13 protein-coding genes and 4 pseudogenes are annotated in these 23,599 nt (G+C 71.5%); 11 read left to right on the forward strand and 6 right to left on the reverse strand.

The genetic code is table 11. The annotated features are described in order from the left end of the window. Window positions 1-27 precede the first annotated feature (27 nt). The 3 genes and pseudogenes from OG871_RS38240 to OG871_RS38250 all read left to right on the forward strand — a co-directional run bounded on the left by OG871_RS38240 (window position 28) and on the right by OG871_RS38250 (window position 5,659). Window positions 28-2,958, forward strand: a pseudogene (locus tag OG871_RS38240) (SNF2-related protein). An 8-nt stretch (window positions 2,959-2,966) separates the two neighbouring features. Continuing rightward, a complete protein-coding gene (locus OG871_RS38245) occupies window positions 2,967-4,292 on the forward strand; it encodes an SWIM zinc finger family protein (protein WP_371503160.1) in 1,326 nt (441 codons plus the stop codon). Window positions 4,293-4,969: 677 nt separating this feature from the next. Next, a complete protein-coding gene (locus OG871_RS38250; RefSeq protein WP_371503162.1) occupies window positions 4,970-5,659 on the forward strand; it encodes a hypothetical protein in 690 nt (229 codons plus the stop codon). A 41-nt stretch (window positions 5,660-5,700) separates the two neighbouring features. On the opposite strand, the pseudogene OG871_RS38255 reads toward OG871_RS38250, so the two are convergent. After that, window positions 5,701-6,669, reverse strand: a pseudogene (locus tag OG871_RS38255) (transposase); the annotation flags it as partial. A 258-nt stretch (window positions 6,670-6,927) separates the two neighbouring features. Here OG871_RS38255 and OG871_RS38260 point away from each other — a divergent pair. The 4 genes from OG871_RS38260 to OG871_RS38275 all read left to right on the forward strand — a co-directional run bounded on the left by OG871_RS38260 (window position 6,928) and on the right by OG871_RS38275 (window position 10,515). Then, the gene (locus OG871_RS38260) at window positions 6,928-8,865 is read left to right on the forward strand and encodes a hypothetical protein (RefSeq protein ID WP_371503163.1); all 1,938 of its coding nucleotides are present in this window, start codon (window positions 6,928-6,930) and stop codon (window positions 8,863-8,865) included. Next, the gene (locus OG871_RS38265) at window positions 8,862-9,353 is read left to right on the forward strand and encodes a hypothetical protein (protein WP_371503164.1); all 492 of its coding nucleotides are present in this window, start codon (window positions 8,862-8,864) and stop codon (window positions 9,351-9,353) included. Before OG871_RS38260 ends, OG871_RS38265 begins: the two co-directional genes overlap by 4 nt. Window positions 9,354-9,703: 350 nt before the next feature. Continuing rightward, window positions 9,704-9,994 carry an acylphosphatase gene (locus OG871_RS38270; RefSeq protein ID WP_371503165.1) on the forward strand — a complete coding sequence of 97 codons (291 nt, stop codon included), beginning with the start codon at window positions 9,704-9,706 and terminating at the stop codon, window positions 9,992-9,994. Beyond that, complete coding sequence (locus tag OG871_RS38275; protein WP_371503524.1) at window positions 9,991-10,515, forward strand: integrase core domain-containing protein; 525 nt, start codon at window positions 9,991-9,993, stop codon at window positions 10,513-10,515. Before OG871_RS38270 ends, OG871_RS38275 begins: the two co-directional genes overlap by 4 nt. Here the strand turns inward: OG871_RS38275 and OG871_RS38280 are convergent. Further along, window positions 10,451-12,667, reverse strand: coding sequence for a WD40 repeat domain-containing protein (locus OG871_RS38280; protein WP_371503166.1), 2,217 nt, complete (start codon window positions 12,665-12,667; stop codon window positions 10,451-10,453). The two genes, OG871_RS38275 and OG871_RS38280, sit on opposite strands and share 65 nt — an antisense overlap. After that, the gene (locus OG871_RS38285; protein ID WP_371503168.1) at window positions 12,652-13,236 is read right to left on the reverse strand and encodes a hypothetical protein; all 585 of its coding nucleotides are present in this window, start codon (window positions 13,234-13,236) and stop codon (window positions 12,652-12,654) included. Before OG871_RS38285 ends, OG871_RS38280 begins: the two co-directional genes overlap by 16 nt. Before the next feature lie 233 nt (window positions 13,237-13,469). Between OG871_RS38285 and OG871_RS38290 the strand changes: the two genes are divergently transcribed. Next, window positions 13,470-14,918 carry an AMP-binding protein gene (locus OG871_RS38290; protein ID WP_371503170.1) on the forward strand — a complete coding sequence of 483 codons (1,449 nt, stop codon included), beginning with the start codon at window positions 13,470-13,472 and terminating at the stop codon, window positions 14,916-14,918. Between the two features lie 75 nt (window positions 14,919-14,993). On the opposite strand, the pseudogene OG871_RS38295 reads toward OG871_RS38290, so the two are convergent. Beyond that, window positions 14,994-15,258: pseudogene (locus tag OG871_RS38295) on the reverse strand (IS5/IS1182 family transposase); the annotation flags it as partial. A gap of 128 nt (window positions 15,259-15,386) precedes the next feature. On the opposite strand from OG871_RS38295, the gene OG871_RS38300 reads away from it, so the two are divergent. Both OG871_RS38300 and OG871_RS38305 read left to right on the forward strand, forming a co-directional pair. Beyond that, the gene (locus OG871_RS38300; RefSeq protein ID WP_371503173.1) at window positions 15,387-15,968 is read left to right on the forward strand and encodes a hypothetical protein; all 582 of its coding nucleotides are present in this window, start codon (window positions 15,387-15,389) and stop codon (window positions 15,966-15,968) included. 405 nt (window positions 15,969-16,373) lie between these two features. After that, complete coding sequence (locus OG871_RS38305) at window positions 16,374-18,512, forward strand: RICIN domain-containing protein (protein WP_371503175.1); 2,139 nt, start codon at window positions 16,374-16,376, stop codon at window positions 18,510-18,512. Between the two features lie 534 nt (window positions 18,513-19,046). Here OG871_RS38305 and OG871_RS38310 read toward each other — a convergent pair. Further along, a pseudogene (locus OG871_RS38310) lies at window positions 19,047-19,408 on the reverse strand (oxidoreductase); the annotation flags it as partial. Window positions 19,409-19,688: 280 nt separating this feature from the next. Between OG871_RS38310 and OG871_RS38315 the strand changes: the two are divergent. After that, window positions 19,689-20,720: a hypothetical protein gene (locus OG871_RS38315; RefSeq protein ID WP_371503177.1), complete on the forward strand. Its 1,032-nt coding sequence runs from the start codon at window positions 19,689-19,691 to the stop codon at window positions 20,718-20,720. Between the two features lie 1,249 nt (window positions 20,721-21,969). Here OG871_RS38315 and OG871_RS38320 read toward each other — a convergent pair. Further along, a complete protein-coding gene (locus OG871_RS38320) occupies window positions 21,970-23,214 on the reverse strand; it encodes a hypothetical protein (protein WP_371493624.1) in 1,245 nt (414 codons plus the stop codon). Window positions 23,215-23,599: the final 385 nt, after the last annotated feature.

Genomic DNA, 23,599 nt, shown 5'->3' on the forward strand with positions numbered 1-23,599 from the left:
CGGGCCCCTGGGGCGCCGCCGGCGGTCATGACTCCTGACCAGCTTGCGGAGCTGGCTGGCTGCGCCGCGGTGTTCCTGCCTGCGGATCCGCCCCGGCTGGGCCGGGTGGCGTTCTGCCACACTGATACCTCCGCCTCGCCCGCCTCCCCGCTCGGTGCAAACGACCGGCTCACGGTGGTGCGGCCGCACGGCAGTTCGGTGCGCCGCCGCGAGGTCCCGGTCACGACCGTGCCTTTTCCGCAGGCGCTGGCACCCCTCGGCCTTGCGCGCCGTATGCCGGGTGCTGATCCGGCGGCCGCGTTCTGGGGTGCGGCGAGTGTCCTCGCGCTGCAGCTGCTGGCCCGTGGCCGGCTCCTGCCCGGGGTCAGCCCGCAGGGATTCGACGCCTGGCGTATCGGGCCTTATGACCCGGACGACGCCCGGCGGGTGCTGGAGTTGGCGGCGGCGATGCCGCCCGAGGCGCGGGCGGTTCCGCTGCCCGGCCTGGCACCGCTGCAGCTGCCGGCGGCCGAGCCTTTGCTGCGGGCCTTCCTCGATGCCATCGCCGACGCGTTGCCGCGTACTCCCGCCGCGCACCTGGCCGTCGGCGGTACGGCGTGGGCGGCCAGGGAGCCGCAGCACGTCCCCCACCGGCGCGCCTGGGCGGCCCAGGTGGCCGCCGGGCTGGATGCCGGCGTACGCGTGTCCCTGCGCCTGGAATTCCCTTCCCTGACCGCCCTTCAGGACGGTGAGGACGACTGGGACGACATCGACGACCAGGGTGTCCCGGATGGCCTGGCCGCCGGTAACGACCCCTGGGGCGACAGGGCCAAAGACGGTCTGTTCCGGGCCGTCGTCCAGTTGCACAGCGTGGGCGAGGCCGCGCTGGTCGCCGACGCTGCCGACATCTGGACGGGCCGCTCCCCGGCCCAGCACGTTTTCGGCCCCAGGGCGAAGATCGACACCCTTCTGGCCCTGCGCCGCGCCGCCCACGCCTGGCCGCCGCTGGGCCGCCTCCTCACCGCCGCCGCCCCGACCGGGCTGGACCTGTCCGACACCGAAGTGCATGACCTCCTCGGTGAGGCCGCCACCGACCTCGCCGCGGCCGGGATCCAGGTGCACTGGCCCAAGGAACTGGCCCGCGACCTGCTCGCCCACGCGGTCATCGAACCCGCCGAGCGGGCCAGCTCCGACCTGCCCTCCCTACTCGACGCCGACACCCTCCTCACCTTCCGCTGGCAGCTCACCATCGGCGGCCACGAACTCACCCCAGCCGAACTCGACCACCTCGCCGAGACCCAGCGCCCCCTGGTGCGCCTACGCGACCAGTGGGTGGTGATCGACCCCGAGGCGCTGCGCCGGGCCCGGGACCGCGAGGCCCGCACCCTCACTCCCGTCGAAGGGCTGGCCGCGGTCCTGGCCGGCAGTACACAGGCCGACGGGACACGGGTCGACGTCGTCCCCGGCGGCTGGCTCGCGGAGCTGAAGGAGCGCCTGACCGACCCCGAGGCCACCGCCCGCCGCGCACCGCTGGAACCCCCCGCGGCGCTGCGGGCGACGCTGCGGGACTACCAGCTGCGAGGCCTGACCTGGCTGAACCAGATGACCTCCCTCGGACTCGGCGCCTGCCTGGCTGACGACATGGGCCTGGGCAAGACCATCACCCTGATCGCCCTGCACCTGCACCGCCAAACCGCCCCGGCCACCGCCGGCCCCACACTCGTCATCTGCCCGACCTCGCTGCTCGGCAACTGGCAGCGCGAGGTCGAACGCTTCGCCCCCGGCACACCCGTGCGCCGCTTCCACGGACCAACCCGCACCCTGGACGACCTCGCCCCCGGCGAGATCGTTCTCACCACCTACGCCACGATGCGCCTGGACACCGAACACCTCACCCACACCCACACCCACACCGGCGTCTGGGGGCTGCTGGTCGCGGACGAGGCCCAGCACGTCAAGAACCCCTTCTCCGCCACCGCCAAGGCCCTGCGCACCATCCCCACCCGCGCCAAGGTCGCCCTCACCGGAACCCCGGTCGAGAACAACCTCTCCGAACTGTGGGCCCTCCTCGACTGGACCACCCCCGGCCTGCTCGGCCCCCTCAAGACCTTCCGCGACACCTACGCCCGCGGCGCGGAAAGCGGCCAGGACCCCCACGCCGCCGAACGACTCGCCCACACCGTGCGGCCATTCCTGCTGCGCCGCCGCAAGTCCGACCCGGGAATCGCCCCGGAGCTCCCGCCGAAGACCGAGACAGACCGTGCGGTCGCCCTGACGAAGGAGCAGATCGCCCTGTACGAGGCAGTAGTCCGCGAGACCATGGCCGAGATCGGGCAGAACACCGGTATCGCCCGGCGCGGTCTGGTCGTCAAGCTGCTGACCGCCCTGAAGCAGATCTGCAACCACCCAGGCCAGTAGCTGAAGGAAACCGGCGGCAAGATCGCCGGCCGGTCCGGGAAACTCGAGCTCCTCGACGAACTCCTGGACACGATCGTGTCCGAGGGCGCCTCGGTGCTGGTCTTCACCCAGTACGTGGCGATGGGCCGCCTCATCGAGGCGCACCTGACGGCGCGCGGGATGCCGGTCCAGTTCCTGCACGGCGCCACCCCGGTGAAACGGCGGGAGGAGATGGTGCAGCGCTTCCAGGACGGCGAGGTCCCCACCTTCCTGCTCTCCCTGAAGGCGGCCGGCACCGGCCTTAACCTGACCCGCGCCGGGCATGTGATCCACTTCGACCGCTGGTGGAACCCGGCAGTGGAGGAGCAGGCCACCGACCGTGCGTACCGGATCGGACAGACCCAGCCGGTGCAGGTGCACCGCATGATCACGGAAGGCACAGTGGAGGACCGCATCGCCGACATGCTGAAACGCAAGAAGGCACTCGCCGACGCCGTGCTGAGCGGCGGCGAGGCCGCGTTCACCGAACTGAGCGACGCGGAACTCGCCGACCTCGTCTACCTGCGCGTGAGCACCCGATGAGCCGCCCGGTGAAACAGCCGACGAGCCGCGCGAAGAAGCCGGACAACGGCCGCACCCGCATCTTCCCCCCGCTGCCGCCGGCCCGGGGCCGCCGTGCCTTCGCCGAATCCTGGTGGGGCAACGCCTGGGTCGAGGCCCTGGAAGGGCCGCAGCGCTCACCCACCGGACGCCTGGCCCGGGGACGCACCTACGCACGCGCCGGCAACGTCGGCGAGATCACCGTCACCCCCGGCCGGGTGTCCGCCCGCGTTCAGGGCAGCCGCCGCACCCCCTACCGCACATCCATGACCATCCCCCAGCTCACAGACCGCGACTGGGACCTCCTCCTTGAAACCGCGGCAGGACAGGCCGGACACATCGCAGCCCTCCTCGACCGAGACATGCCCACCTCTCTGGCCGACGACGCCGCCCGCGCCGGAGTGCAACTCCTCCCCAGACAGAGCGAGCTGACCCCCGACTGCTCCTGCCCCGACTGGGGCTACCCCTGCAAGCACGCCGCCGCCGTCTACTACCAAGTCGCCCGCCTCCTCGACGAGGACCCCTTCGTGCTGCTCCTGCTGCGGGGGCGCGGCGAGCGCGAACTCATGGACGAACTTCAACGCCGCAACGCCGCCCAGGCGGTGGCCGAAGACACCACACCCACGGCCGCCCTATCCGCCGCACCGCTCGGCGTGCCCGCCCGCGAGGCGTTCACTGCCGCTCGTAACGGGATCCCGCCGCTTCCCGCCCCACCGGCCCCGGTCGAGCAGCCCGGAAAGGTGGCGCAGTTCGCCGACGTGGGCGACCCCGCGCCAGACGTGGACCCGTCCGCGCTGGAGTTCCTGGCCACCGACACGGCCGCCCGCGCGGCCCTCCTACTCCACCACGTACTACTTCCCTTGCAAAGCAGTGGCCAGAGCGACGCCGGCATCACCTGGGCCGAGTCCAGCGTGGACGAAGACCTGGTCCGGCTCGCCGCAGCCGCGCCCCCACCACAAGTCCTCGCTCGCCTGTCCGACAGCGGCGGCCACACCCCCGAAGAACTCACGCGAGCGGTACAGGCCTGGCACCACGGCGGCGCACCCGCACTGCCCATCCTCGACGAGACATGGGAACCCGACCCCCGACAGATCGCCGCCGCCCGCGACACGATCAGACAGGCATGGGAGGGCGAACGGCCCCCCACACTGCGAACCACCCGCAACCGACTCACCGTGATCGGCCGCGGCACCCAACTACGCCTGGGTACCGACGGACGCTGGTACCCCTACCGGAAGCAACACGGCACCTGGTGGCCCGCCGGCCCCGCCGACCCCGACCCAGCGACCGCACTGACCGACCTGCTCACCGACTGAATTCCCCGGCTGGCACACGTGACCACCGTGGCGCTCAGTGGTGACGCGCCGGTCGCCGACGTGAACGAGTACGCCGTCCTCGGATGCGTGGCCGAGACCGCCGACCGTGACGGCTGCGGCACCTGACAGTCGAAGGAGACCATCGCCAACCGCGTCAAGGTGTCGGAGGAGACCGTGAAGCGGTGCTGGCGAAACCTGCTGCGCCGGGGGCTGATCGCCAAGGGGGATCAGTCACTGGTCAAGCACTACCGCGCCGACCGGCGCCCCGTGGTCTACGACCTGCTCATCCCCTACGGCCGGTTCAGCAACATCGAGCGGACGAACGCCGAACGAGCCCGACTCGGCCGCGAGCCGCTCACCCCTCGGAACCGTCCACCGATCTCCCCTCCTCAGCCCAGGAAGGAACGGACGGACAAGGGCACCTCCCGGCCAACGCACAAACCCGCCGACCAGGAGCAGCCGACGCGGGGGAACTCACAGACCCCTCGTCGTGGCAGCTCCGAATCGCACCACGGGGGAACTGCAAGTCCCCGGCGGGGAACTACAAGTCGCCCAAGGGGGAACTTGCAGACCCCCAAACCAGTACCTCCAACCCAGCTACTGAACCGGCGACTCCTCCCGTCCCTCCGTCCATTCCTGAACCTGACGCGCGTGAGTTGAGCAGAACGAACGGACGGATGGATGGCGGCGAGGCCGAGCAGCAGAGGATCCGGGACACCGGCACGTCGGTCGACCGGGCCAAGGCGTCGACGGTGACGGCTGCGTCGGCCGGCGTGATGCTGTTGCTGGAGATCGGGGCCGCCCACCCGGAGCTCGCGGTGTCCGGGCCGGCGCTGACCGACCAAGGCGCCGCTCTGGACCGGCGGCTCGCCAACGGCTGGGCGCCGGAATTCCTGCGAACTGCCGTGACGGCGCATCCGAAGAACGAGCCGATCCGCAACGCCGCCGCGATCCTCGCCTACCGGATCTCCACCCTGCCCGAGACCCCAGGCATTCCGCCCGGGCACGGCGCTGCCGGGGCGACCATTCCGGCAGTGGCGGTACCACGACCGCGGAGTGTCCAGCAGGAGATTCAGAACCGGGCCCAGCACGAGTGCCAGGGCCGGGACGGGTTCTGCGGACGTCAGGTGCCTGTCAGGGCGCCCTGTGCTCACCCTGCCGAAAGCCGTGCTCAGCGGCTTGCGGGCGGGGTCCGGCAGAGCCCGCACGCCTGGACGGCCGGTGCCGGGCATGCGTCCAGGACGCAGCGGATGCCGCGCTGCCCCGGTGCACCGACGGCTGCGGCCGCCCGGCGGTACGCAGCGACGGCCGCTGTCCGGCCTGCCACCAGGAGACGACGCACCGTCAAGCGGACGAGCACCAACTGAAGCAGGCCAGTGAGGCCTTGGCGGCGCTGCTCGGCACGGCGTCACCCTGAGGCGGTGAAGACGGCGTGGTAGCGCCAGGATATGAACAACTCGCCCTGACCGGGCGTGACTTCTGCGTTCAGTCGGCGCACTCGGCGCACGATGAGGCGGGCGGTGACTTGCTCGGCCTTCCGGCGGCCGGTGAACGCGGTGTAGGTGGTTTCGGCGACCTCGGCGTCGGAGACCAGCTCGCCGGTGTCCGGGTCGACGAACGCCTCGGGGTAGCGGATCGGCGTCCAGGCGTCCTCGCCGATCGCGCTGATCGCGGCGGCGATGTGGGGATTCATCCGCACGGTCAGCGAGAAGTGCGCGTTCGAGCGGCGGCAGGCGGCCACGACGTCGGCGTTGTAGAACTGGCTGTCCGCGCGGACGATCACGGTCCCGCTCGCGCCGGCCTGCCGGGTGGCCGCGAGTGCCTCGCTCGTGAAGGGCCCGGCTCCGCGGGCGTCGGCAGCCTTGCCCCGACGCAGCCTGACGGCCGCGACCACAGGCCTGGCCAGCGGGGTGGAGAGGGTGGCCAGGATTGGGTGCAGGGTGCGTACGCCCATGAACCGTCCGACCTCGGCACCCTGCTTGGTCCGACCGAACACGCGCCGGTGGGTGGGGTCGATGTCCACGAACGCCAACCGGTCCAGGCCGGGCAGTAGCGGGGTGTCTCGCGCGAGGCGGGCGAGGAAGTTCCGGTGCACCGCGTGCAGTTGCCGGTTGTGGCCGTGGGTGAACGAGCGCAGGAAGGTGCCCAGCGTGGAGGGCGCGCGCACCCCGCCGAACAGTCGGCCCATCGCGCCGTGCCGCAGCCGGTCGGCGTCGTCGATGGAGTCGGCCCCGGCGCACATCGCAGCGACCAGCGTCATCGCCTTCACATTCGGGTGGGCGCCGCCGCTGTTACCCGCGCCGTCGATGCGCAGCCGCTCTGCGACGAGACCGGGCAGGCCAACCCGTTCGGCCGGGCGGACCAGCGGGACCAGCCCGGCGTCCGCCGATCAGGTTCGGCTCGTCGAACACGGCGGAGACAGCGCCGGGGCTGTGGGAGGATTTCACTTACGAGGTGCCTTGCTGGTCGGGCCGGACGGAAGCGTGAGAACTCCCATCCTCCCAGCTCAGCAGGCACCTCTTTGCGTCATCTCCTCCCCGCCCCGATCACCGGCTGGTGGATTCGGGCTCAGCCGTGGCTGCGCGGATGTCTGGTGGGCGGTCGTGTGTCGGTGGGGGTGGTTACGATGCCGGTCATGTCTGGTGATCCGGGAGATGGGGACGGCGGTCGTGGCTGGTCGGCGGCGTGGGAACTGTATGAGCGCCTGACGGGCCCTGACAGGCCCGCCGCTGTCGAGGAGGCTCTTCGACGGTGTGACGCCGGTGGCAGCGAAGCGTTGACGGTCGGTGCGGCGGTGGCGTGGGCTGCGGCGGAGGCTTGGCAGGATCCGGACATGGGGCCACTGGTGTCGCGTCTACGGGCCGACGGTGAGTCGGCGGGCCGCCAGAGGTTGTGGATGGAGGTGGCAACCGCAGCGGTGGCACAAGCGCGCACGGAAGGAAGCGCCGAAACCGCCGGCACTGGTGATGCGGAGTCTGCTCACGTCGATCCGAGGGTATTGGACGACACGGTTGCCGGCATCGAGAGGGCTCTGCGGTCGCGCAAGGTCGCCGATGTCCGCGCGGCCGTTGCGGACGCGCTCCGCCTGTTGCCGCAGGCCGCACCCGGTCTGGCGCCGGCGCTGCGAGCGTTGTGCGGCCATCAGAGCTGGGCGGTGGCCGAGGCGGTGCGTAAGGGCGTACGGCGGGAGATCCGAGGTCTCGCCGTGAGTGACCCCGGCGCCTGCCGTGTGATTCTCCAGGCGTTCAGCGACGGCGACCCTGAGCTGTGGCACGAATTGATCAACGCGGCGGCGGAAGCGGGTGACGGATGGGCGATTGATCGCGTCAGCGATACCGAACCCCTCTACTACCGCTGCTGGCTGCGCGGGGACTCGCCGGGGTTCGCCGCGGCCGTGCGGTCGGCGGCGGGGCCAGGAGAACTGTTCCAGGTCGTGGGTTCGATCCATGGTGCGATACGTGGCGGGAGCACGTACCAATGGCCACGAGGGCGCAACAGCCAGCTCATCGTCGACGGGATCCATCCCTGCATCGCTTCCGCGGATCCCGATGTACGCATCGTGACGATCGCGAGCCTGGCCGAGTGCGCGGCGGCCGGCGCGAACCTCGAAGCGGCCGTTCCGGCTCTACTCGACGCTCTGACCGACGAGCATCGCCTCGACCTCAAAAAATCCCTTCCTCCATCGGGGGGCACTTGGTGGCACGCAACGGCCGGGACGCACGCCGCGCTGGCCCTGGGCCGGGCTGCCGGCGGAGTGGCTGATCCGGCACGCATCGTGGCGGGGCTTCAGAAAGCGTTGTCCCAGCGCCGTGGGCACGCCCGGCGAGCGGCGGCGTTCGGTCTCGGCGTGGCCAGCGCACGACTCGGCGGCGACTTCACACCGCTGGAAGCAGTGCTCGGCCGACGCGATCTGGCCCTTGCCGCCGTTGAGGGCGTGATGGACACCCCGTACGGGCGGCTCGCGCCTTCCCTGGTGGACTGGTTGGTGGCCAACGACTTCGACCCGGCCTGGTATTTCGAATCCGAGTCGGCCTTCCATTCCTCCTTCTTCGCACAGCACGTTCGGGTGCAAACCCGCGAGGGTCTCGGCATCCTGATCGACCACCTGGCCGGCCGCCGGCGGGGGAGCGCTCTGCGAGCGCTGGCAGCCGCAGCCAGCAACGGATCCGACGTGACCGCAGCGGTGCCGGTGATCGCGGGGACCTTGCTGTGCGGTGACTGGCGGGTCGATCTCGACATGACTCTGGAATGCCTGCGTGACATCGCGAAGGCCGGCGGGTCGGTGGCCTCGGTGGCTCGCTGGCTGCCGGCCTTCCTCGTTCCTGGCCGGCACGGTAGTCGCGCCGCTGCCGAGGTCGCCCGGCTGGCCGTGGCACAGGGGGCGGACGGACGCTGCCTGGTGGAGGGCCTGACCGCAGTGGCCGCGCACCCCTTCGACACACCCGGCTCCGATGTCCACCGGTGGGAGTCGCTCACTGCCAGCCGCGAAGCAGCCGCCGCCCTGGCGGCCCTCGCGTCGCGCGGCACAGATATCGGCAACGATTTTCCTCGAACGGAGCTGACCTCCGCATGACCGCAGCACAGGACCGGGCGGATGACCGGCTGAGGGCTGTCATTCGGCCGTTGTGGACCGAGCCGGACCCGCAGCCTCGACGCGCGATCATCGCCCGGCTCCACGAACAGGCAACGGATGTCCACGACGTGCGGGTCGCCCAGCCCGCACTGACAGTGGCCATCCTCGATCCCGACATCGAGGTAAGCCGCGCCGCCATGGCCGTCACCGAGGAACGGGCCGTCAGCGGCGCGGACATTCGCCTCGCCCTGCCCGCGATGGCGTTGGTCGCCGAACACCCCGATACCGAGCTCCGTGACCGGGTATGGGGTGCGCTGTGGATGAGCGACAGCCGCCACGACGACGCAATCATCGCTCTGTCAGACCTCGTCCACCGGGTCAGTGTTGAGGATCCCGACCCTCACATCCGTCATGCGGCCGGCAGGATCGCCGCCCGCATTGCCCGCGTCAAGGACCAGCACTCCAGCGTTGCCGCGAACGAGATCTGAGCTTGATTCTCCATCTCCCCGGCTTCGGCCTTCGGTCCGGTTCGGAGTCGATACGGCAGCGCACGGCCCCGGCGGCGTCGCGCTCGGAGGGCCGAGCAGGAACTGCAGCACGCTCACCGTGGCCAGCCGGGCGGGCGAGAGCCCGGGGCTCCCGCCGTGCGAGTACCGGTCGGCGAAATCCTCGTCCTTCCACAGACGGTCGAGGCGATCGCGCACCCACATCGCCGTCGTGCCGCCGGGTTGCCGGCGCGCGTCATCCGCGCGGTCACCACCGGGACCCCTGGCACCCGAACGGGGACGGACCGACATCTCGCGGGCCTGCCGGCCGCCGCAAGGGCTGCCCGCCCTGGTTGCTACGCTGCGCCGGTGACTGTACCCACCGTCCGGAGCGCGCGTGCGCTGCACGAGAAGTCGGCTTCCGATGGTCCGTCAGGGATGGGGCGGCCGGGCTCGGTACGCTGACCGGCTGCGCCCGCAACCTGCCGGACGGCCGGGTCGACGTGGTGGCCGAGGGGCCCCGGAAGGACTGCGCGCTGCTGCTGGACTGGCTGCGGAAGGGCGACACCCCGGGCCGGGTGGAGGCGGTGACGGAGAGCTGGGGCCCCGCCACCGGCGACCACGACGGTTTCAGCATCCGCTGACACCCCGGCCGACCACCGCATCCTGTCGGTGGGTCGGCACCGGCCAGCGCTGGGACAACGCGCTCGCCGAGTCGTTCTTCGCCACCCTCAAGCTGGGGCTGATCGGCGGCCGTCCGTGGCCCAGCCGGGCGGCAGCCCGCTCAGCGATCTTCGAGTGGATCGAAGCCTGGTACAAGATACGAAGGCTGCACAGCAGCCTCGGTTACCGCAGTCCCGCCAAGTACGAGACGGTCCTCGCAGCCCGACCACCACACCGAGGGTGTCCGTCAAAGCGGAGCAAGCTCAGTGCAGCAGTCCGAGCGGCCGGCCTGCGACCCGATGCGTCCGCCGGGCGTGGGAACACCCACCGCTGGCACGCTCGGCTCATCACCACTGCCCCGAGGAATCCGGAGGTAACACGCCCCAGGCACCGGCCTCCACCTGGCCGACACGCCGGGACGTGCCGTGTGGGGCCGGTCAGCGGTGGGTCAGCACTGCGACCTCCCAGCCGAATCCCGCCACCAGTCGGCCGTCCGGGGTAACGGCCACCGCGTCGACGGGTGCGGGGAACACCAACTCCCGCCCGATCTGTCGGCTGGTGGTGAGGTCCCATACCCGCACCGTTTTGTCCCGGCTGGCGGTGATGGCGACCGGGCGGCCGTTCAGCGTGGTCGTCGCCACCGCGTTCACCTGGTCGGTGTGGCCGGTGAGGGGTTCGCCGGCGGGCTGGCCGGTGGTGAGGTCCCATACCCGCACCGTTTTGTCCGAGCTGGCGGTGACGGCGACCGGGCGGCCGTTCAGCGTGGTCGTCGCCACCCCGTACACCCTGCCGGTGTGGCCGGTGAGGGGTTCGCCGGCGGGCTGGCCGGTGGTGAGGTCCCATACCCGCACCGTTTTGTCCGAGCTGGCGGTGACGGCGACCGGGCGGCCGTTCAGCGTGGTCGTCGCCACCCCGTACACCCTGCCGGTGTGGCCGGTGAGGGGTTCGCCGGCGGGCTGGCCGGTGGTCAGGTCCCACACCCGCACGGTCTCGTCGTCGCTGGCGGTGACGGCGACCGGGCGGCCGTTCAGCGTGGTCGTCGCCACCGCCGGCACCCGGTCGATGTGGTCGGCGAGGGGTTCGCCGACGGGTTGGCCGGTGGTCAGGTCCCACACCCGCACGGTCTCGTCGTCGCTGGCGGTGACGGCGACCGGGCGGCCGTTCACCATGGTCGTCGCCACCGCGTTCACCTGGTCGGTGTGGCCCGTGAGGGGTTCAGCGACGGGTTGGCCGGTGGTCAGGTCCCAGACCCGGACCGACTGGTCGTAGCTGGCGGTGACGGCGACCGAGAGGCCGTTCACCGTGGTCGTCGCCACGCCGGTTACCCCACGGGCGTGGCCGGTGAGGGGTTCGCCGACGGGTCGGCAGGTGGTCAGGTCCCAGACCCGGACCGACTGGTCGTAGCTGGCGGTGATGGCGACCGGGAGGCCGTTCACCACCGTCGTCGCTACCGCCGACACGCCACCGGTGTGGCCGGTGAGGGGTTCAGGGACGGGCTGGCCGGTGGTCAGGTCCCACACCCAGGCCGTCTGGTCGTCGCTGGCGGTGATGGCGATCGGGAGGCCGTTCACCACGGTCGTCGCCACCGCCGACACGCGGTCGATGTGGCCGGTGAGGGGTTCGCCGACGGGCTGGCCCGTGCTCAGGTCCCAGACCCGGACGGTCTGGTCGTTGCTGGCGGTGATGGCGATCGGGAGGCCGTTCACCACGGTCGTCGCCACCGCGTTCACGCAGCCGGTGTGGCCGGTGAGGGGTTCGCCGACGGGCCGGCCCGTGCTCAGGTCCCACACCCGCACGGTCTCGTCCCAGCTGGCGGTGATGGCGATCGGGAGGCCGTTCACCACCGTCGTCGCCACCGCGTTCACCCTGCCGGTGTGGCCGGTGAGGGGTTCGCCGACGGGCTGGCCGGTGGTCAGGTCCCAGACCCGCACCGATTTGTCCCCGCCGGCGGTGACGGCGACCGGGCGGCCGTCCACCACGGCCGTCGCCACCCCGTGCACCCCACCGGTGTGGCCGGTGAGGGGTTCACCGACGGGCTGGCCGGTGGTCAGGTCCCAGACCCGCACCGTCTCGTCCCAGCTGGCGGTGACGGCGGTCGGGAGGCTGTTCAGCGTGGTCGTCGCCACCGCGGTCACCTCACGGGTGTGGCCGGTGAGGGGTTCGCCAACGGGCTGGCCGGTGGTCAGGTCCCAGACCCGCACCGTCTCGTCGTAGCTGGCGGTGACGGCGACAGCGACCGGGCGGCCGTCCACCAACGCCGTCGCCACGCCGGCCACCCAGCTGGTTTGGCCGGTCAGAGCCTGCCGGTACCGGTGGTCGACCATGCCGCCGCTGGCCCACTCCACACTCCACTGCGCGGCGGGCTCCCCCTCCACCGGTACGGCGGTGATCCGCGCCGACAGCTCCTGGTCCCCGTACCGGGCGGCGTCCAGCGCCAGCAGCTGCCGCCGCACCCCCGCGGGGGCGTCCCCGTGCAGATGCACCGACGCCCGGTAAGCCGCCGCCGCCAACCGCCCCCCAGGCCCCGAAGCCGCGTCCAACAGCGCCAGCACCTCGGCCGGAGCGGCGTTCACGAGGAAGCCCGGATCCGCCAGCCGCAAATCCGCCCCCGCAAGTGCGGCCCCGACGCCGTCAATACTCAGATCATCAGACATGACCCGCATCCAATCACCCCCACCCGACAGGCCACGCCCATCAGGGACCCCGGCACCTGACTACGTGACCCATGACGCAACGTGACTGGCGAATTCACCCGCAGCCCGAGCGGGCAAACCCTTTCCCGGCCCGCAGGCGGTGCCACCGAGCCGATCCGTTGCGGCAGCGTGCGCTCGGCCACCCGACGCCTGGGCAGCACCTTGACTTCCGACCCAGCCTGAACGCCGGGGAGGAAGTCAACTGCCAGCACGCCAAGCATCGGACGACCTGCTCGGAGGCCGCGCTGAACGGCTTCGCGCTCGCCTTTGACGGCCGCCTCTCCGCAGGCCACCGCCAACTCCACCCCACCGGGCCGCGACGTTCGCTGGACAGGCCCGACCAGATTGAAGGGCGACTCCTCAGGGTCGCCTCCGGCAACGACCGTGAACACTTCGCCGGGGCGCATCCAGTGATCGGTTCCACAGCGCTCCAGGCACAGACAGGACCTGTTCCCGGTGGGGTTCTTGACCTGGTCCTCGGCGTGGCAGCCTCGCGTCGAGGTCTCGCGCCGGTCATGGGCGGCGGCCATGCCGAGGCGGTGCTTCACCGGTCTGCGAAGGCCGTTTCGGATGCGGGGTGACGCAGCCCTGCGTACGCCTACGGGAGTGCGCGCGGGAGTGCAGGGGGGATCACCCCGATGTTACTCAACGGCACGGGCGAGGATTATCGGTGCCTGTTCGACCGGGTGTGACGGCCAGCGCCGTCGGGGCCGGTGGGGGAGGCTGTGGGCCATCGTGCCCGCTGCCGGGAGAAGGAGGTGTCGTGCCGACTGTGCCCGAGCTCGTGGCGGCCCGCGTGGCCGCCGACCCGGATCGCACCGCCCTGGTGCAGGGTGACCGTGAGCTGACCTACGGCGCCCTGCTCGACTGGGCCGACGCGCTGGCCGCGCAGTTGTGCGCCCGCGGCGTGTCGGCGGGAGCCACGGTGGGTGTGCTGTGCGAGCGTTCGATCGAGTACGTGGTCGCCGCGCTCGGCGTGCTGCGGGCGGGTGCCTGCTACCTGCCGGTCGACCCGGCCTACCCGGCCGAGCGCCGCGAGCTGATGCTCGAGGACGCCGCGGTGGCCGAGATGGTGGACGCGGCCGCTGTCGTCGCCGCCCGCCCGTCCGGGCCACCCCGACGCCCGGACAGCACGCCGGCCGCCGGCGACCTCGCCTACGTGGTCTATACCTCCGGATCCACCGGTCGCCCCAAGGGCGTCACCGTCGAGCACGCGAGCCTGCAGAACCTGGTGACCTGGGTGCACGCCACCTTCGCCCCCGGCCCCGGCGACCGCACCCCACTGCTGTCGGCGGTCGGCTTCGACGCCTCGGTCCTTGAGCTGTGGCCCTACCTGACGGCGGGTGCCACCGTCGTGGTCGCCACCGAACACGACCGGCGCTCCCCGGCCGGGCTGCGGGACTTCCTGGTCGACGCCGGGATCACCCTGGCGATCGCCTCCACTCTGCTGGCGGAGGCCCTGGCGGCGCTGCCCTGGCCCGCCGCAACCGCCTTGCGCACCCTGCTCACCGGCGGCGACCGGCTCACCGCCCGGCCGCCCGCCGGGCTGCCGTTTACCCTCGTTGACAACTACGGGCTTGCCGAGTCCACCGTGGTCGCGCTCTCCGGCCCGGTGTCGCCGGGCGAGGGCCCGGCCACCATCGGCCGGCCGCTGCCCGGGATCACCGCCCTGGTCCGGGATGCGGCAGGTGCCGAGGCGGCGGACGGTGAGGTGGGTGAACTGTACCTGGGCGGGGCGGGCCTGGCCCGCGGCTACCTGGGCAGCCCCGAGCTGACCGCCGAGCGGTTCACCGTGGACCCGGCTGTACCGGACCGGGGACCTGGTGCGCCGTCGGCCGGACGGCGAGATCGAATTCGTCGGCCGGGCCGACGACCAGGTGCAGATCCGGGGCTTCCGGGTGGAGCCGGGCGAACTGGAGGCCGTCCCGCCGGGATGGTGCACTGTGACGCGGCGCGGCTGAGGGACATCCTGGAGAGGACCGGCGTCGCCGTGCTCGGGGTCCGCTCCGGACACGGGCAGGCGATCTTTCCCGAACCGGTGCTGCGAGACTGGGCGACCTACGGGCCCGGGGCGGAAATGACGCTCGACTGGTCCACCGACCCAGTGGCGGTCGCCCTGCGCGACGCACTCGTTCGGCGGGTCCGCGAGTTCCCCGCCGTCCGCTCGGTGTGGGTGGCGCAGGTCCGGTTGCATAACCTTCTGGGTGGATGACAACGACCGGTCGGCGGGGATCGAGAACGTCGCCGTTTGGATCGAGAACGGTGACTGCTACGCGGAAGTCGTCGACGGGGCGGGCACGCCCTTGCGTGCGATCTCGGCAGTGAAGCCCAACCCGGCTATCAGCAGACGGGACTTGGCGCTGTCGTAGCCGCGGTCGAGGTTGCCGTTGACGGTCTCCGGCATCGCGCCGACCTGTGCCCGTGCCGCGTCCAGAGTGGGGCCGAGCAGGGGTGAATCGTGCCGGTCGGCCGTCGGAGACGATCCCGAGCGGGACGCCACAGGCATCGGACGCGACGGAGCGTTTCAGCCGAGCACCATCAGAGGGCGTTCTGAACCGCTTTACCCGATCCGACCGCTGGCTTGGGTCAGGTGGGCTGGTGGCGCGGAGTGACGGAGTTGCCTGGGCGGTGCCGGGCGAACGGGGTCGATACTATGCTGACGGTCGTGCAGGTACTGGGTATGAGCAGTGAGGACGAGATGGTCGCCTGCTTCTTGCGCGGCGAGCTGTCCAGTCGGAGGTTCGGCCAGAACCTCCGGTCCCACCTGGCGGCAGCCGGACAGACCGAGCAGTTGCTGACGCATCCGGACCTCTCCGACACTGGAGCGAACTTCGCACGTCGCGCTCTGCTCGCTGCGACGCGCGGGTACGGCGAGAACCGCGACCTGTTCGAGAACTTCCCCACTCAAGTCACGTGGACCAGGGCACTCCTGTCCGCCGACGAGGCCGCCAGAGTCCGCTACCTCAACTATTCCTACTGGGTCGAACTGTCGGGTGGCAGCCGCCGGCCGGCCGACGCGGCCGCACGCATCAAGGCAGGGATACGGGCGTTCGACGTTCCCAACGAACCGTTCGTCGACGCAGCCCACGCGCTCATCGGAGGCGAGCGGTTTCCTCCGCTCATCCTCCTCGGCGAGGGTCAGGACAATCTGGTCTGCCTTGAGGGCCACTTACGCCTGACCGCCCACGCCCTCGTTGGCTTCCGGATCGACATCGAGTGCCTGATCGGCACCGCGCCGACCATGGGACGCTGGGCGCAGTAGTCGCAAAGCTCTCGGCGCCCCAAATGAACCTTGGAGGACGCTCTGAGCCGGGGTACCCCGAGGTCGGGCATGGGGGGCGTTCTGACTATCTGACGACGACCTGGGCGACGGTTGCCGGCGTGGTCGGCCGTGCGTCGAGGCCCGTGGTGTGCGGGGTGGTTTCGGCGGTGTGGGCGGGCAGCTCGGTTGTGGGCTGTCCGCTCGTAGCGGTTTGGTGCGACACCCCTTCAAGGGGGTGCCTGCGGGGTGAGGCGCCGTGCTGCCCGACCCCCTCGGCGGGCCGGGTGCGGCCTGCCGTGCGAATCGACTCGGAAGAGAGAACTGATTGTCTGTTATCTCGGTGGTCTTCCGGTCTCTCCCATGTGTCGGCACCTCACACCTCTTCTGCCGACGGGGAGTTCAGTCATGGGAATCAGGGAGGCGGCACCGAGCCGCCGGAAACTGCGCGGTCTGTTGGTCGTCGCGGCATCGGTGGCGGCGGGTCTGGTCGCGAGCGTCATCGGGATCGGCGCGGTCTCCGAGGGCGACCGGCCGCAGGACACCATCGCCGCCGGTGAGATCGCCGTCGGGCAGGCCGTTGCGGCGGCGTCGCCCGCTGCTGTGGCGCAGCGCAAGGAGAAGCCGAAGCCGATCGGCTCGATACCCGGGAACGAGCCGGACCGTGGTCTGGTCTTTGACGGGCTGGCTGCGGCGGCTCAGGAGGATCCGTGTGTGGGTGTCTTCACGGTGTCGACCGCGAATCAGTGTTCGCATGGGCCTGACGAGCCGCCGAAGGGTGTCGACATCAAGAAGGACACCCCGCCGGTGGTGGATGCGGCGAAGGTGCCCGCCCTGGCGGGTGCCGGTGATGGCCGGGCGCCGTCCGCGGCCGATCTGTTGGCGGCGGCCCCGCCGGTGCTCGACGTGAAGTCCGGGTCCGTGCTGGGCGGCGGCCCGGTGGCGGCCGCCGACGCCGCCGATGCGGCCGACGGGGCCGGTCCGGGTGGCGTTGCCGGCCAGGGCGCCGCGGCCGCGGGCGGCACCGTGGCGTGCGAGGGTGACGGCGTCACCGGCAACCGTGTTCAGGTGCTGTATGTCCACACTCCGGGTCACGACCGCTTCGCCCAGTACCTGTCCTCGTTCAAGAGGTGGGCCGCGGAGGCCGATGTCATCTACAACGCCAGCGCCGCCGAGACCGGGGGTGTGCGCCACATCCGCTACGTCACCGCGGGCGACTGCACCGCCTCGGTGCTCGACGTCGAGCTGCCCGCCGCCGCGATGGCCAACTTCGGTGAGACGATCAGCGCCTTGTCCGGGCAGGGGTACAACCGCAAGGACCGCAAGTACATGATCTTCGGGGACTCGGAGGTGTACTGCGGCATCGGCACCTTCAACGGTGACGAGCGTCCCGGGCAGGACAACCTGAGCAACTTCGGCCCCTCCTTCGGCCGGACCGACAGCGGCTGCTGGGGCGGCCACACCCCGGCGCACGAGCTCGGACACAATCTCGGCGCGGTGAACAACAGTGCCCCGAACAGCACCCAGCACGCCCACTGCGTCGACGAGTCGGACGTCATGTGCTACGGGGACTTCAAAGGCGTGAAGATGCAGACCAAGTGCCCGGACCAAGCCCACGAGGACCGGCTGGACTGCAACCACGACGACTACTACCACACCAATCCTGCGCCCGGCAGCTATCTGAGCAACCACTGGAACATCGCCAACAACCAGTTCCTGATCCGCGGTGGCGGCGACCCGAACCCCAACCCGAGCCCGACCGCCAAGCCCTCGCCGAACCCGACCAAGCCCACCCCCAACCCGACCCCCTCGCCCACCGGCGGCACCACGACCGGCGGCGCCACCACCGGCCCGGTCGTCACCGCAGGTCAGCTCACCCAGAACTCCGTGCTGCTCAGCTGGCCGCAGGTGGCCGGAGCAGCCGACTACGAGCTTCAGGTGGACGGCAAGTCGGACGGCACCGTGCGCTCCACCGTGGTACGTCTGGTCCAGCTCGAGCCGAACACCGAGTACAAGATCGCCATCGCCCCGCGTGACAGCGGCGGCCGCGTCGGCAAGGCCGGCCCGGTCACCCGCCTCCGCACCCTGGCCGCCGCCGCCGACGGCGCGGGCCCGACCAGGCCCGGCACGCCGTACGTCGTGGTCAACAGCCTCACCGGCCAGGCCGCCGACCTGTGGGGCGGCTCGGCCGACGACGGCGCCGCGCTGATCGCCTTCCAGCGCCACGGCTACGGCAACCAGCAGTGGCTGTTCGAGGACGCCGGCAACGGCCGCCTGCGGATCAGGTCGGCCAGTTCCAAGAAGTGCCTCCAGGCGGGTGACGCCGTGGCCGCCGGCCAGTTCGTCATGCAGCAGCCCTGCAACGCGGCCGCCGCGGCGCAGCAGTGGGAGCTGACCGCCGGCGGCAGCGGCTACAGCCTGAAGCCGGCGGGCTCCTCGCTCGTCCTCGGCGTCAGCAAGCGCTGGTACTACGGCGGTTGGCAGCTCGAACTGCAGCAGCCGTCCGGCCAGCTGTCCCAGAACTGGACCGTGCAGCAGGCCGGCTGACCTGCCCTGCGGCGGGGGCGGGAGGGGGACACCGCTCCTCCTGCCCCCGCTCCGGCGCGAGATGTCTTGACGGACCGTCAAGACATCTCGCAACATATCGCGTCCGTGCGGGTCGCCGTCGTGCTGCTGCCCGGGTGCGGGTCGGGTCGGCTGTCCTGGGTGCGGTCGGTGACCGGGCTGTCCGGGTGACGGCCCACGACTGGTTGTGCCGTCGTCCTGCCTGTCACGACTCGCGGGGCGGGCCGTGGATGTCATTGCCGGGCCGTGGATGGTCCGCGCCCCGGGCGCCGTCCTCGACGTAGCCCTCCTTCTCGTCCGGGTCTTTCTCGTTCAGGTCTTTCTCGTCCGGTCGGGTGAGGGGGGCGCGCCTGCGGGAGGGCGTCGGGGGTCTCGTCGTGGTCGTCTCCGGGTATCTGGCCGTCGCCGGCGCCCTGCTGGCGGTTCCGGCCGCGGTACCCCCGACCCGGCTGCGTTGGGCGTCGGTCGGCTTGCTCATCGTGTCGGCCGGCGCGGGTGGTTGGGGGTGGGGCGGGGTCAGGTCGTGGCCTTGACTGGTGGGGTGCGGTGGATCTGGGCCTGTTGCTGGTGGACGCGTCGGCGGCGGGAGGGCAGGCCGGCGGTGGGGTTGGTGACGCCCCAGGCCGCGCCTTTGCAGATCAGTTCTTTGTAGAGGGCGGCCGCGCGGCCTGTCAGGGCGCTGTCCTTGGCTTGGTCGTCGGCGGTGACGAACTGGATCAGGCCTTCCTTGCGGCCGAGGGAGATGCGCTGTTGGAAGTAGCGGATCGGGATGTGGGGGGGGTCTTGGCGCCGGTGAGGCGGGCGGTGATGGCGTCGGCGGCCTGCCAGGCCATGGGGACGCCGGAGGCGCAGGACATGCGCAGCGGGTCCTTGGTCGGCGCGGCGGTTCGTTGCCCTGACCGGGCGCGCGGCGGCGTGGTCCTTCGGCCGGGGTGGCGCTCACGATCCGGTCTCCCCTGCGCGGGGGAGGCCGGATGATCCGTGGGATGGATGCGGTCGGTGCGGGTGACGGGGAGTCTTGGAGCGTCGGAATTCGGGATGTACGGGGGGCACACGGTGGCTGTTGCTGCGGACTCGGAGGTGGGCGGCGTTGTTGGGCCGCCGACCGTAGGCCCGGGGCGGATGTCGTGGTGGCGGCGGTGGCCCGTGTGGGTGCCCGTGGCCGCCGCACTGTGGGGCGTGTTGTACGGCGGTGTCGAGGTCACGTGGGCGGCGGCGGGTATCACCGTGCCATGGAAGGAGCACGCCTCGTACTCGCCGGCGGTCCAGCTTCTCCTGGCGGCCCTCGCCGTCCTGGCCGGCGGGGCCTGCCTGGCCAGCACCCGGACGCTCGCCGGGCCTGGCCGGGCTGCGGTGAAAGCAGCGCTGATCGTGGCGATCCCGGTGTTCGTCGTGGGGACGAACGGACTGCCGATCTACTTCGTGACGCTGGTGACGCTCTCGGGGATCGAGAGCGCCACCGGTTTGGCTCAGGTGCTGTTGAACACGCTCGGCGCCGCGCTTGTGCTCCTGGCCGGCCTGTCGTTCCGCCGACGGCTGCGAGGTGACTGCCCGCGATGCGGGCGGCCGCACGCCGGCGCCGGCGACGGCCCGCTTGCCCACCCGGCTGTCTCCCCGGCCCCGAAGCGGACCCGCAGGGCGGTGTATCTGCTGATGTGCGGACTCCTGCCGTGGGCAGGGGTCAAAAGTGTCTGGACGCTGGGCGGCGACGCACTCGGCGTCTCGGCCGATGACTGGCGGCGGACGACGAGCGTCGGCGCGTCGGGGCCGTCGAAGGCGGCCGCGGCGGCGGGGATCGACGTGACCGTGCTGGCCGCGATGGTCGGGGTGTTCCTGCTGCTGGGGCTGCTGTACGCGTGGGGGCAGGTGTTCCCCCGCTGGACGCTGATCCTCTCCGGACGGCGGGTCCCGCGCCTGCTGCCGTTGATCCCGGCCTGGCTGACCGGCATCCCTCTGACGATGTACGGGGTGGTCCTCATCGTCATGGCCCCGCTCATCGCCGTCGGCGTGCTGCCCGCGATCGAGCCGTCCCCGCCGTTCACCACCAGTTCGGGGATCACCTGGATGGTCGAGTTCGGTGGCCTGGCATTCGCCGGTCTGGGCATCGGCCTCGTCGTGGCCGCTCGCTCCTACGCCGCCCGCACCCACCCCGTCTGCGCCGACGTCACGGCAACGAACCGGCCCGGGTAGCCGGGCGCCGGAATGCCGGCCTCCTGCCGGCGATCGACGCGCGGCCGGCGGCGGTTCCCGGCCGAAGCGCGCACGAGCACCCCGCCAGGCCGACCGGCCTTTCCGCCGATCGCCTCGACGCCGTCTCCACGATGCTGTCGAACGGCCGAACTCCGAGGTCACGCTCCAAGCAACGTGTTCGGTAGCTGACCGACGGGCTGTGACTACCCAGGTGATGTGACGGCGAAGTCCAGACGGCCGTTGGGCGTTCTCGATCACGGCCGGCACCGACCGCGATCACCCGGACGGGGCTCCCGTTCGATCGGCGAGTTCCTTGGTCGGTAGGGCAACGGCTTCCTACCCGTCGAGACGTGGTCTGAGGCGAGCCGCCAATGGTCGGGCCGGGGCGCGCCCTGTCGATGCAGGGCTCGCGGCGCTGGGAGGGTTCCTCCGGTGTGATGGCGGTGGCTCGCACGGGGAGTGCGGGTGATGTGTGCCTGAGGACGACCGGGAACGATATCGCCCACGCCGTCGGGCTGCTCCTGCGGCGGGGCACCCGCGCCCGCGTCCACACCCGCCTCACCGAGGGGCTGGGGGAGGCGGTCGATGACTTCACCTGCCGGGTCTTCGGCGGCTTTGCCTGGTCCGGTCGGTGCTGCGCCGCGGGCCTGGGGCGCGGGGTCGACCTGGGGCGCTCTGCTGTCGGTCGCCGCGCCGGCCGTGTGGAGCGGGCCGGCCTGTTGTGACGTGGGTCCGACCCGGCCGCCGGCCGTGTGACCGTGCTCGCCCGCACCGGTGACGGCGGCGGCATCGTGGCGGTCACCGGGCGGTGAGTGGTGGCCGCCGTCGAGGCCTCGCTCGGCACGTGGCCGCGGGTGGATGCCCGGGTCTTCGCCCGCCTGTTGCGCCGTTTCGTCGACGGGGGCCTTTCGTCGCCGGCCGTGACTGGCCGTCGCGGGCCTTGTCGAGAGGTCGTGGGCCTCATGGTGGGTGGTGTCGTGGGCTTTCTGCCGGTGTGGGGGTGGTCTTGATGGCCTGTCGGGCGGGCGGGGTCGCCCGGCGGGAGGGGGGACACCGCTTCCGGCTCGTGTTCCGCGTCGTGCGCTCGCGATACCGCCGCGCCCGGCGCCTTGATCGTCTGGGTTGTTCCTGGTGACGTCGTGGTGCGCTGTGACGGGTGGGGACTGTGGCCGCTGGGATTGGAACCGGGTCGCTGTCGGCGGTTTGGTGGTTTGGTGGTTCGGGTTCGGTGGGGGCGGGTGGTGGGTGCTCAGTTGGTGCCGCTGGAGGGGGTATCCGGGGTGGTGTCGGTTGTGCTGGAGGTGTTGCCGGTGGTGTCCGTGCTGGCGTCTGTGGTGGTGTCGGGGGTGCTGTCGGCGGTGTCCGGTGTAGGGGCGGTGGTGTCGTGGGTGGTGGTGTCGGGGGTGTTGTCGGTGCTGTCGTGTGTGTTCGGGGCTTGAGTGCTCTGCGGGGTTGCGTCGGCGGTGTTCGGGGTGGTGTTCGGGGTGGTGTCCGGCGCAGGGTTGGCGGTGTCGTGGGTGGTGGTGTCGGGGGTGTTGTCGGTGCTGTCGTGTGTGTTTTCGGTTTGGGCGCTCTGGGGGGTGGTGTCCGGCGTGGTGCTCGGGGTGGTGTCCGGCGTGGGGTTGGTGCTGTCGTTGGTGGAGTCCGGTGTGTGGCCGGTGCTGTCGTTGGTGGTGTCCGGTGTGGGGCCGGTGCTGTGGGTGGTGTCCGGCGTGGGGTTGGTGGTGTCGTGGGTGGTGCTGTCGTTGGTGGAGTCCGGTGTGGGGCCGGTGCTGTGGGTGGTGTCCGGTGTGTGGCCGGTGGTGTCGTGGGTGGTGGGGCCGGTGGTGCCGGGAGTGTTGTGTGTGTTCGCGTCGGGGGTGGTGTCCGGGGTGGTGCTTTGGGGGGAATCTGCTGTGTTGTTCGTGGGGTTGTGCTGGTGGGTGTCGGTGCTGGGGGCTGGGGTCTTGATCGGGTGGCCGCCCGGGTCGGCGGCGTGCCAGGTGCCGCCGAAGCGGGTGAGTCGGTGGCCGGAGGCCTGCCCGGCGGTCTTGTCGTCGGCGCACAGGTACAGCGGGTGGCCGTCGTAGAGGACCTGGATCGTCTTGTCGGCGCGGATGGTGGTGCCGAGCAGGCCTTGGGTGGCGCCCTGGCCGGCGATCGGGGCGGACGTGGTGGTCAGCGGGGGCAGTGCGGTGGCGCAGGCCTGGTAGCAGGTCGACATGGCGATGGTGTCGGCTTCGAAGACGTAGAGCGTGTGGCCCTGGGCGTCGGTGAGGACCGGGCCGAGCGGGCCGGAGTTGCCCACCGTGACGGTCGTGCCGGGTGCGGCCGGGACCGGCGCGGGGAGCCCTGCGGGCACGGTGGCGTGCCCGCCGGTGGGCTGCGGTGTGGGGACGGCGTGGGTGGGGCTGGGCGCCGAGGGGGGCAGTGGGCGCCACTCGCTGGCGCAGCTGCTCAGGGTGGCGGTGAGCATCGCGGCCGTGAGGGCGGCTGCCTGGCGGGTTCGGGGCATGCGCTGCTCCTTGGGCGAGGGTGGTGGTGCCTGTCTCCACTACCTCCCGGTTGCGGGTGCTCGGCCACTCCACAGGTGCTGTCGCGGACGCGCGGGGGAACGGTTTGCGCTGGATGGCTGATCGCCTGCGGGTCTTGGTGCGCTCCGGGTCGGGGGTGGCTCGCGCGGTGTGGGGTGGGTTCCCGTGCGACGGTCTGTCAGCGAGGGCGGCTGGGAGCGGCGGAGGGGCGGTCGGAGGGCGGTCGCGGGTCGGCCGGTCGCGGCGGCTGGCCGGGCAGGGGTCGTTCTGGCGGGCCGGGAGATCGGTGGATCTGTTGGGGGAGTGCGGTGTGACCCGTTGTGTGCGGGTGTGGACGGGACGGGGTTTCGGAGCGTTGGGGCGCGT

Source organism: Kitasatospora sp. NBC_00374 (genome assembly GCF_041434935.1).
Lineage (GTDB): Bacteria > Actinomycetota > Actinomycetes > Streptomycetales > Streptomycetaceae > Kitasatospora.